Source organism: Bacillus sp. Medicinal_06, from assembly GCF_056711665.1.
This window is the reverse complement of sequence record NZ_JBWYHD010000035.1, coordinates 1-9,388: the sequence shown is the minus strand read 5'-3', so window position 1 is coordinate 9,388 and position 9,388 is coordinate 1. Positions and strand designations below refer to the sequence as shown.

Genomic DNA, 9,388 nt, shown 5'->3' with positions numbered 1-9,388 from the left:
TTCAATGAGATTGTTCAAATGCTTGATTGTACAATGAGTTGTATGTATATAAAAGCCTTGTTCTCTTAATTTGTTAAATGCGCAAAGTAATGCTGGTGCTTTGTCTGTAGTGAGAACCGCTGGTTCTCCAAACGTTTTGACCAATCTTTTCATAAAGGCATAGGTAGCCTGATGATCCCGTTTTTTACGAAGTTGAATATCCAATGTGTGTCCATCTTTATCAATTGCACGATATAAATAACACCATTTTCTTTTGACTTTTATATAAGTTTCATCTAGTTTCCAAGATAATTGAACGTTTTTATTTTTCTTCTTCCAAATTTGATAGATAAGGTTTCCATATTCATGAACCCAGCGCATGATGGTTGTTGGATGAACCGAAACACCACGCTCTTTCAAGATTTCAGATACATCACGATAGCTTAAAGAAAAACGACAATAGTAGCCGACGGCTACCAAAATAATATCCTTTTTAAACTGTTTTCCTTTAAAATACCCCATATATCACTCTCCTGCTCACACTTTTTCTACAGGTTATCTCAGTTTAGCAATCTTTGCAACAGAACCTATTGTTCTCCTAAGAGGTGATTTTTTATCTAAGAGTAAATTCTATAGAAAAGAGGGTGAAGATGATAATAAATCTTTAAGTTTTTTTATCGTTGTAAAGAGCGAATGTAACTTCTGCTTCACAAGCGACTTCTCCATCTACTGTAGCAACAGCATTTGCTTTTGCAATTAAACCACGAACTCTGGTTATTTCTACTTCTAAACGTAATTGATCACCAGGGTGGACTTGTTTCTTGAACCGACAACGGTCAATACCAGCAAACAACCCAATCTTTCCTCGATTTTCATCTTTCATTAACATAATAACTGCACTTACTTGTGCCAACGCTTCTACAATTAGAACACCCGGCATTACTGGATAATCTGGAAAGTGACCATTAAAGAACTCTTCATTAGCGGTAACATTTTTAATTCCGACTGCGCGTTTTCCTTCCTCTACTTCAAGAATACGATCAACTAATAAGAACGGATAACGATGTGGAATAATTTCTTTAATTTGTTGAGTATTGAACATAAATCCCTCTCCTTTATACTTTCACATTTGGCATTTGATCACCAGTATTTTCATTTCAAATTATTTACGTTTTTAGTACCTGGTCATGATATTAAATTATAAAATTAAGTATTAAAATAGTAAAGGGGACAAACAAATTCTGTCAAAAGTAAAAATTACAGCCATTGGTGAAAACTCATATTCCACAAACGGGCGCGATTGTATAGCAGCACAGGTAGAAAATGATCAAACTTTTTTATAAAAATTAAACATCCAGTCACAAAGAAAGACTCTATTTTGATCGATCTTTTTTCAAAATGGAATCTTTTTGTGTAACACAGAATGTGGATTTGTAAGAGTTTTTTGATCAAACTTTATTACAAAGCTACACGAAGTTGAGAGATTCAATGCAGTTATCTTGAGGTTTTGGACTAAAATGAATTTTCTAATACTTGATATTTTTTTTGTAAAATTATGTTCTTTTTGATTAGATTTTGTAGTATTCATTATAAATTAAAGATACGTTTCTAGTAGAAAACTCTCCTTATAAAGATTGTGCCCCATGGAGGAGTCTCAACTTTTTTCAGAGCACTCACTCTAATGTGAGTGCATTTTTTGGCAGACAAGGACTGGTTCTGGTGCAAAAACTTCAATATAATGATAATAAATCTATAAATCTTAGACATACTGATATTATTAATCTAAAAGAGGTGTGTGATCGGTATGACAAAGGAAAATTTGTTCAAATGGAAGCACGATCAACCTGATATTATCTTATTAACGGTAAGATGGTATCTACGGTACAATCTTAGTTTTCGTGATTTAGTGGAAATGATGGAGGAACGGGGTTTATCCATTTCTCATACAACGATTATGCGTTGGGTTCACTGAATTGGATAAACGGATCCGACGCTACCTTAAACAAATAACTCCTGGAGAATCGATGAAACATATATCAAAGTAAAAGGGTAATGGATGTACCTGTATCGTGCTGTTGATTCGAAAGGAAACACAATCGATTTTTGCCTAAGCAAAACAAGAGATCAGAAGGCTGCAAAGCGCTTTTTCAAGAAAGCGTTGCGGGCTTTTCATGTTTCAAAACCTCGCGTGATAACAGTTGATAATAATCCAGCTTATCCTATAGCAATTGAACAGTTGAAAAAAGAAAAAAGCATACCTAACAGTATGCGACTTAGACAACAAAAGTACTTGAATAACATAGTAGAACAAGATCATCGCTTTATAAAGAAACGAATCCGTTCTATGCTAGAGTTCAAATGCTTTGATACAGCTACATCCATTCTTTCTGGAGTAGAGGCTATGCATATGATTAAAAAAGAACAGATTGATTTACAGGACCAGTCTGTGCAAAATCAGAAAGAATTCATCCATCAATTGTTTGAACTTGTAGCATAAAATACAAGTCTGTTAGGAATATATACGTTTTATTAGTTTTCATTTTATTTTTGCACCAGAACAATTTTCAGAATATATATTGAAATTTGTTCTAATAAAGAAGAAAAGAAGATGATTACGATATGTCAACGAAAGTATATAATTTGGAATTTATAATAAATTCCAAATTATAGGGAGGATATGATATTGAATACAATTGGCGAAAAAATTCGTAATTTTAGAAAAAGATATAATTTATCTCAAAGAGAATTATGTGACGGAATATGCACAACATCTTATTTAAGCCTTATTGAAAATAATAAAATTAAGGTTAAAACAGAGATGATACAATTATTTTCAGAGCGAATGGAGGTACTGAAGTCTAATAGCGCAAATCAGAATGAAAATATAGGAGAATTCTTTCTCAAGGAACGACTAGAACATGGGATTACACAAAAAGTCCTATGTTATGGAATATGTACAGTATCTTATTTAAGTAAAATTGAAAATAATAAGCTAGTTCCAAGTCGTAACATTAAAAAATCATTATATAAAAGATTAGAGGAAATCAAAAATAATACGGCAGACTTAGAAATATTTAAATTAGAAAAATTGTACGATGATATGATTTATCTTTTTAATAAACAAGAAATTAATAAGGCTAAAAGGGTGTTACATGAAGGTTTAAAATCTACAAAAAAATATCCTAAATTACATTTTTTATTCTTATATCAAAATTATTTATATTTTGCTCAAAAAAATAATAAACAATTATCTATATTTTATGTTGATTTAGCAACTTGTTATCAAAAGGAAGGTAAATTTGAAAAAGCATGTTTATATTATCAAAAGGCTATTTCTTATATGAAGATATTGAAAAACATAAATGTTATATCGTTTCATAAAAATGTTCAAATACAATTTTCATAGGAAAAACAAATGATATTTAATGCTTATTATCTGTACAACATAAATGATTTATCCCACAAGAATAAAATAATTAAAAAACCACCCATATTGAAGTGGTCTTTTTTTGCACCGGAACCAAATATACCCTTAAGTTGATGGATGTGGGGTGGTACCCCTTTTAGCTCAGTGCAAAGGTAGTATCTTTTTCTGTTTCTCAACAATTATGTGATAAATCTTGAGAAAGATGCCCTTACTTTTTATCTGGTTTTCCTAATTTTTATCATGGCAAAGATAAATTATTACTATTAAAACATAGTAATCTGCTTTTGTTTATTTACTTACTTAGTAATTTGTAAAAGTAAAATGGTATTTTAGGGATAAAGTAATTAGTGAATGATTAAATTCCTGACTATTTTCTAGGGTTTTACAGATTTTATCAGCATTTCACTTAAATTTTAAAATAAATACTAAATGATTGGTGAGTGATTAATTCGATGAAGAGGCATGACAACAGACTTTTTGGCTATTTAACAGAATTATCAGAAATTCATTTATAAATATATTTTTCAGAATATTAGTTTGGAAAACTATTGATTTTTTTACCAACATGTTCTATATTTAAGTGGTCCTTTTTAAATATTCTCTATTTTGAAAAAATAATACGTGTAGGTGGGTGACAAATTCGGCTTTTGGTTGCAATTCAAATTCAGTATTAAAAGGGGAATTAATACTATGGGAGAAAAGTTATTCAAAGTTGGTTTTGTCGGTCTGGGTGGCCAGGCAAAAGAACAGGCGGAACATGTAACACATACAAAATATGGTGTCATCACAGCAATTTGTGATAGTAATCTAAAAATCTTAGAAGATTTACCTGATTATCTAAGTGATGCAGAAGTTTTTACTGATTATAAAGAAATGATTGACCAGTGTGAATTAGATGCAGTGTTTATCTGTGTCCCGCATAACCTGCATAAAGATATTGCATTATATGCCTTATCTCATGGATTGCACGTATTAAAGGAAAAGCCATTAGCTTGTAATTATGACGAGGGTTTGCAAATTGTGCAAGCGTCTAACCATTATAAGAGATCGGTGATTACCTTAACGCAAAGAAGAAATCACAATTCTTATGTAAAAGCGAAAGAAATGTTAGATTCGCTGGGCGATGTTTTTCTAATTAGAGGAGAATACACCTTTAATGGTGGTCCATACGACTTCGGCTGGAGAGGTGTAAAGGATATCGCAGGAGGCGGAGCAATATTAGATATGGGATACCATGTTTTAGACCTCATTGTGTGGTATTTTGGATTGCCTGCAGAGGTGCACGCTTACATGTCTAACACAGCTAGACCAGATGTCACATACGAAACAGAAGACACTGCCATTCTTACATTTAAAACAAACGGTGGAGCACTAGGAAATTTAAATTTATCTAGAGCGACGCAACCGAAAAAAGAAGAATTGTTTGTTCACGGTTCTAAAGGTGTACTCCACATTACAAGAACAAAAGTAACTCGCCTGAATCTTGATGGCACAACAGGGGAAATAATTGAAAGTGATAGAAGTTGGGATCTTCCAATTCGGACTCAGATTGACGACTTTATTCAGAATATTAAAAATGGTATAATGCAAGATGGTTCTTCACATCTTGATCATTTACTCTTATGTGACGGAGCTTACCAATCAGTGGTTGAAAAACAATCCGTTGTACTAGAGCAAAAAGAACTAGTAAGTATGAAATAATCAACCAAATTAACAATCTAACTATCAATCAAAAGGGGATTAGGAACATGGGAACAAATCTAAATATTTCTAAAGAAGAAATCATTCAAGCGGCAAGAGAATTTGTACTTGCAGAACTAGGCGGAGATAGTAGCGGTCATGACTGGTGGCATGTACATCGTGTAACGGAAATGGCAAAAACAATCGCAAAAAAAGAAAATGCAAATATTTATGTGGCGGAACTTGCTGCATTATTACATGATGTTGCAGATGAAAAATTAAATCAAGATGAAGAAACAGGCGTGAACAAAGTAAAGAACTGGATGAGCGAAAATGGGATAGACGAAGAGTCTGCAGCTCATATTTTAGAAATCATTACTACAATGTCATTTAAAGGCGGAACTTCTAAAAAAGTCATGAGTACTTTAGAAGGAAAAATCGTGCAAGATGCTGACCGTTTAGATGCAATGGGCGCAATGGGTATCTCTCGTGTTATGTGCTACTCTGGATTCAAAGGTCGTCCAATTCACCACCCTGACATGAAGCCAAGAGAAAATCTTACTCTAGAGGAATACCGCTCAGGTAAAGATACAGCCATCATGCATTTCTATGAAAAATTATTGAAACTAAAAGATACAATGAATACAGCTGCAGGAAAAGAAATGGCAGAGGGTAGACATGCATTTTTAGAGACATACTTAGATCAGTTCTATGCTGAATGGGATGCCAAACGATAATCATAGAATAAATAGGTAAACCATACAAGAACCACAGTATTTTTTGTGTTTATACAAAAGAACTGTGGTTCTTGTTTCCTATCGGTCTATACCATGGCGTTTTACTATATGAAATGTGAGGTACGTTACATGAGCTTATTTGAGAATAAAACAAAGTTGTCTTTATGCATCTTTTATTTTGCGTATTTTGGAGCATTTGGTTCGTTTTATCCAATGATTTCTATTTGGTTCTTAGGACAAAAGTTAAGTGTACTCCAAATTGGAGAAATTATATCGATTAGTTTACTTGTGCATATTATTGTCCAGCCAATTTGGGGCATTATTTGTGATAAATTTCAACTAACGAAGGTCATTCTTATAGGTAGTTTGATTTTAACGTCACTATGCAGTATATTTTTATCTTTTAATCACACATTTACGTATTTATTAATTATGTTTACCCTTCTTACCATTTTTAATGTAGCAATTTCTCCTATTATTGATAGTGTCTCATTAGAGAGTATTCAAGATCCAAGAGAATATGGTTTTTTACGTGCCTGGGGTGCATTAGGTTATGCATTCTTCTGTTGGGTAAGTAGTGCGCTAACGAATTACTGGGGTGTTAATATGATTTTATATGTATACTCCTTACTGATGTTATGTTGTTTACTCGTATCTATTCCATTACCAATCATTCATAAAAGTAGTGGTGTAAAAACGAATTTCTTACAAGACTTAAAGAAAATTGCTTCCCAGCCTGGATTTCTCCTATTTGCAATAGCTGGGGTTCTTATTTTCGGATCTCATCAAGCCAATAATACATACTACTCTATGTTCTTTAAAGAAATTGGCGGAGGCGTTATGGGCGTAGGGTTTTCCTTTTTACTTGTTGCGGGATTTGAAGCGCCTGCGATGTTTTTATCAAATTTTCTTACGAAAAAACTGGGTTTATCATTATTAATTATCGTAGCTGGTGTATTGGTCTCATTACGCTGGCTGTATTATGGATTAAATCCGGATTATAATATTGTAATGGCACTTTTAGCGTTAAACGGTCTTGCAATTGGTTTATTCGTGGTATTATGTACGCAGTTTGTTAACAAAGTGACAACAAAAGAAGTGCAGGTTACAGCTCATTCTCTATTTTGGGCCTTTGCTAATGGACTCGGTACAATGTCTTTCACGTATCTAGGCGGAGTAACGTTAGATAAAACAAAAAATGTTTTTGATGTGTATTTCTATTTCGGAGTATTATCTTCTATCGGTGTGCTTCTCGTTATTTTGGCAGCGTTTTTCTCTAGAAAACAGGAAATACCCCATCATGGGACGGCTACACATGAAGTAGAAGCAGTAAAATAATAAAAAAGACCTTACACGGATTGGAAATATGATGGTGTAATTAAAAAATCGGGTTCTGTTGCGAAGTTTTGTTAAGGTTAAGTGGTGCCAACAAAAAGTTGTACATTTTATGCGATTGTTAGTAGCTCCTGTAATTCATTGTATGTCGAAAAACCGAAGTCTGAGCCAAGACTTCGGTTTCGTTTATATAAAGCATGAATGGTTTCGATGCCTTTCAAGGTACGGGAAGCGTGGCGAAGATTTTGAAATCCTGCGGATTTGGAAAAACGTCGCTTCACATGCCTATGGTCCTGTTCAATGAGATTGTTCAAATGCTTGCTTGTACAATGAGTTGTATGTATATAAAAACCTTGTTCTCTTAATTTGTTAAATGCGCAAAGTAATGCTGGTGCTTTGTCTGTAGTGAGAACCGCTGGTTCTCTAAACGTTTTGACTAATCTTTTCATAAAGGCATAGGCAGCTTGATGATCCCGTTTTTTACGAAGTTGAATATCCAATGTGTGCCCGTCTTTATCAATTGCACGATATAAATAACACCATTTTCCTTTGACTTTTATATAGGTTTCATCTACTTTCCAAGATAATGGAACGTTTTTATTTTTCTTCTTCCAAATTTGATAGATAAGATTTCCATATTCATGAACCCAGCGCATGATGGTTGTTGGGTGAACCGAAACACCACGTTCTTTCAAGATTTCAGATACATCACGATAGCTTAAAGAAAAACGACAATAGTAGCCCACGGCTACCAAAATAATATCCTTTTTAAACTGTTTTCCTTTAAAATACCCCATATATCATTCTCCTGCTCACACTTTTTCTACAGGTTATCTCAGTTTAGAAATCTTTGCAACAGAACCTATCCTCTTATTATTTACTAAAAATAGACTAGTCTAAAAACTGAATTCTACCACTTCTCCAACTAACTCAATTTGTTTGTTATTGACAATGATTCCACTGCCATCACAACATGCGTAAATAATCTTTTTGTTATTTTTTGAGTATTCCCTCAACTTAAAATTAATACTATCTTTGTTTAAAATATTGTAATGAGGTAAAAATGCGAAATCCACAAAATTTAATGCATCAAAAGAATCTAACTTCACATGATTCTCATCAAGATAATTTGCTACAGAAATTTCTTCAGTCATTATAATGCTACCAGCACTAACACCAATTAAAAGTCCTTTATTTTCACTATAATTTATTAAAGGTTGTATCATCTTTTTCTCTTTTAATCTATCCAAAAATTGAAAGGTATTACCACCCGACAAATGAATAGCAGAATAATTATAAATGTTACTAATCTCCTGTTCAGAATAATTTTTATCGAGATCAAAATATCTTATTTCTTCAATACCAATACTATTGTAGTAATTCTTTACTTTAGCAAAGTACTTGTTCTCTTCATCAGATTTCGCTCTTAAATATGCAACTGATTTTTTTTTATTATCAATATTATCTTTTATATAATTGTTGATTTTAGAATGCACATTCTCAACATCACTCAAGAATATAAATCTTCCCATAAACTCTCCTACTTTCTATCAGACATTATTCATACATTTTTGATTATTAAACAAATAAAAATAGTAATCTGATATTATTTATAAGAATTCACCAGGATATTTACGTCAATATTCTCATAAAATTTATCAATAGACTGATTGTATTCAAATAACATTTTATTAGCTTCTTTTAAAAGTCTTGTTCTTAATCCTAATGAGACAAGGCCATCATTTCCATTTAGTTCTTTAATTACATCTAAATAATCACTTGGATTTGTCAATAACAAGGTGTTAATGAATGCTTTCCTAGCAGTCATACACATTAGTGGTCCACCAATATCAATCCTATTTCTTAAACCTTCAAATTCATTTACCGTTAGAACCTTTTCCAGTTTGAGTGGACTGAAATTTGTTATTACTGCATCAACATTTAGCATTCCGTAATTTTTAATATATAAATTATCTTCATTATAAAATGGTTGTGCCATTATCCCACCATGAACCTTGTGGTCTATAGATGTTACCAAGCCATCTCTCATTTCAGGATGTTTTGTATATTTAGAGATACTTATTACATTTAAATTTGCTTTCTTGGTTCTGTTGCAAAGTTTTTAAAACTAAGCTAAACTTTTGCAAAACAGAGTGAGGAGAATCATAAATGGGATATTTTAAAGGAAAACAATTCAGGAAAGATATTATTTTAGTAGCCGTCGGCTACT

Annotated in this window: 9 protein-coding genes and 1 pseudogene; 5 read left to right on the top strand and 5 right to left on the bottom strand. The window is 32.6% G+C overall.

Annotation, left to right across the window (positions count from 1 at the left end):
• Together AC1M36_RS27990 and fabZ are read right to left on the bottom strand one after the other, a co-directional pair.
• On the bottom strand, nt 1-501 hold a 501-nt coding region (locus tag AC1M36_RS27990; protein WP_479846494.1), incomplete at its 3' end, for an IS6 family transposase.
• A gap of 142 nt (nt 502-643) precedes the next feature.
• Entirely contained in the window at nt 644-1,081 is a 438-nt protein-coding gene (fabZ, locus tag AC1M36_RS27985) for a 3-hydroxyacyl-ACP dehydratase FabZ (RefSeq protein ID WP_479846493.1), read from the bottom strand.
• Between the two features lie 702 nt (nt 1,082-1,783).
• Here fabZ and AC1M36_RS27980 point away from each other — a divergent pair.
• From AC1M36_RS27980 to AC1M36_RS27960, 5 genes and pseudogenes are all read left to right on the top strand, one after another.
• Nucleotides 1,784-2,476 (top strand): annotated as a pseudogene (locus AC1M36_RS27980) (IS6 family transposase).
• A gap of 180 nt (nt 2,477-2,656) precedes the next feature.
• Nucleotides 2,657-3,385, top strand: coding sequence for a helix-turn-helix domain-containing protein (locus tag AC1M36_RS27975; RefSeq protein WP_479846492.1), 729 nt, complete (start codon nt 2,657-2,659; stop codon nt 3,383-3,385).
• 711 nt (nt 3,386-4,096) lie between these two features.
• Entirely contained in the window at nt 4,097-5,107 is a 1,011-nt protein-coding gene (locus AC1M36_RS27970) for a Gfo/Idh/MocA family protein (RefSeq protein ID WP_479846491.1), read from the top strand.
• A gap of 47 nt (nt 5,108-5,154) precedes the next feature.
• Nucleotides 5,155-5,823 (top strand): HD domain-containing protein, encoded by a 669-nt coding sequence (locus AC1M36_RS27965; RefSeq protein ID WP_336454556.1) that lies wholly within the window; start codon nt 5,155-5,157, stop codon nt 5,821-5,823.
• Between the two features lie 129 nt (nt 5,824-5,952).
• The gene (locus AC1M36_RS27960) at nt 5,953-7,161 is read left to right on the top strand and encodes an MFS transporter (RefSeq protein ID WP_174103708.1); all 1,209 of its coding nucleotides are present in this window, start codon (nt 5,953-5,955) and stop codon (nt 7,159-7,161) included.
• 107 nt (nt 7,162-7,268) lie between these two features.
• Here AC1M36_RS27960 and AC1M36_RS27955 read toward each other — a convergent pair whose 3' ends face one another.
• The 3 genes from AC1M36_RS27955 to AC1M36_RS27945 form a co-directional block, all read right to left on the bottom strand.
• Nucleotides 7,269-7,955 carry an IS6 family transposase gene (locus tag AC1M36_RS27955; protein ID WP_479846490.1) on the bottom strand — a complete coding sequence of 229 codons (687 nt, stop codon included), beginning with the start codon at nt 7,953-7,955 and terminating at the stop codon, nt 7,269-7,271.
• A 99-nt stretch (nt 7,956-8,054) separates the two neighbouring features.
• Nucleotides 8,055-8,690 carry a Type 1 glutamine amidotransferase-like domain-containing protein gene (locus AC1M36_RS27950; protein ID WP_336454289.1) on the bottom strand — a complete coding sequence of 212 codons (636 nt, stop codon included), beginning with the start codon at nt 8,688-8,690 and terminating at the stop codon, nt 8,055-8,057.
• 74 nt (nt 8,691-8,764) lie between these two features.
• Nucleotides 8,765-9,157, bottom strand: a complete 393-nt coding sequence (locus tag AC1M36_RS27945; protein ID WP_479846489.1) for a hypothetical protein — start codon at nt 9,155-9,157, stop codon at nt 8,765-8,767.
• Between the last annotated feature and the right edge of the window lie 231 nt (nt 9,158-9,388).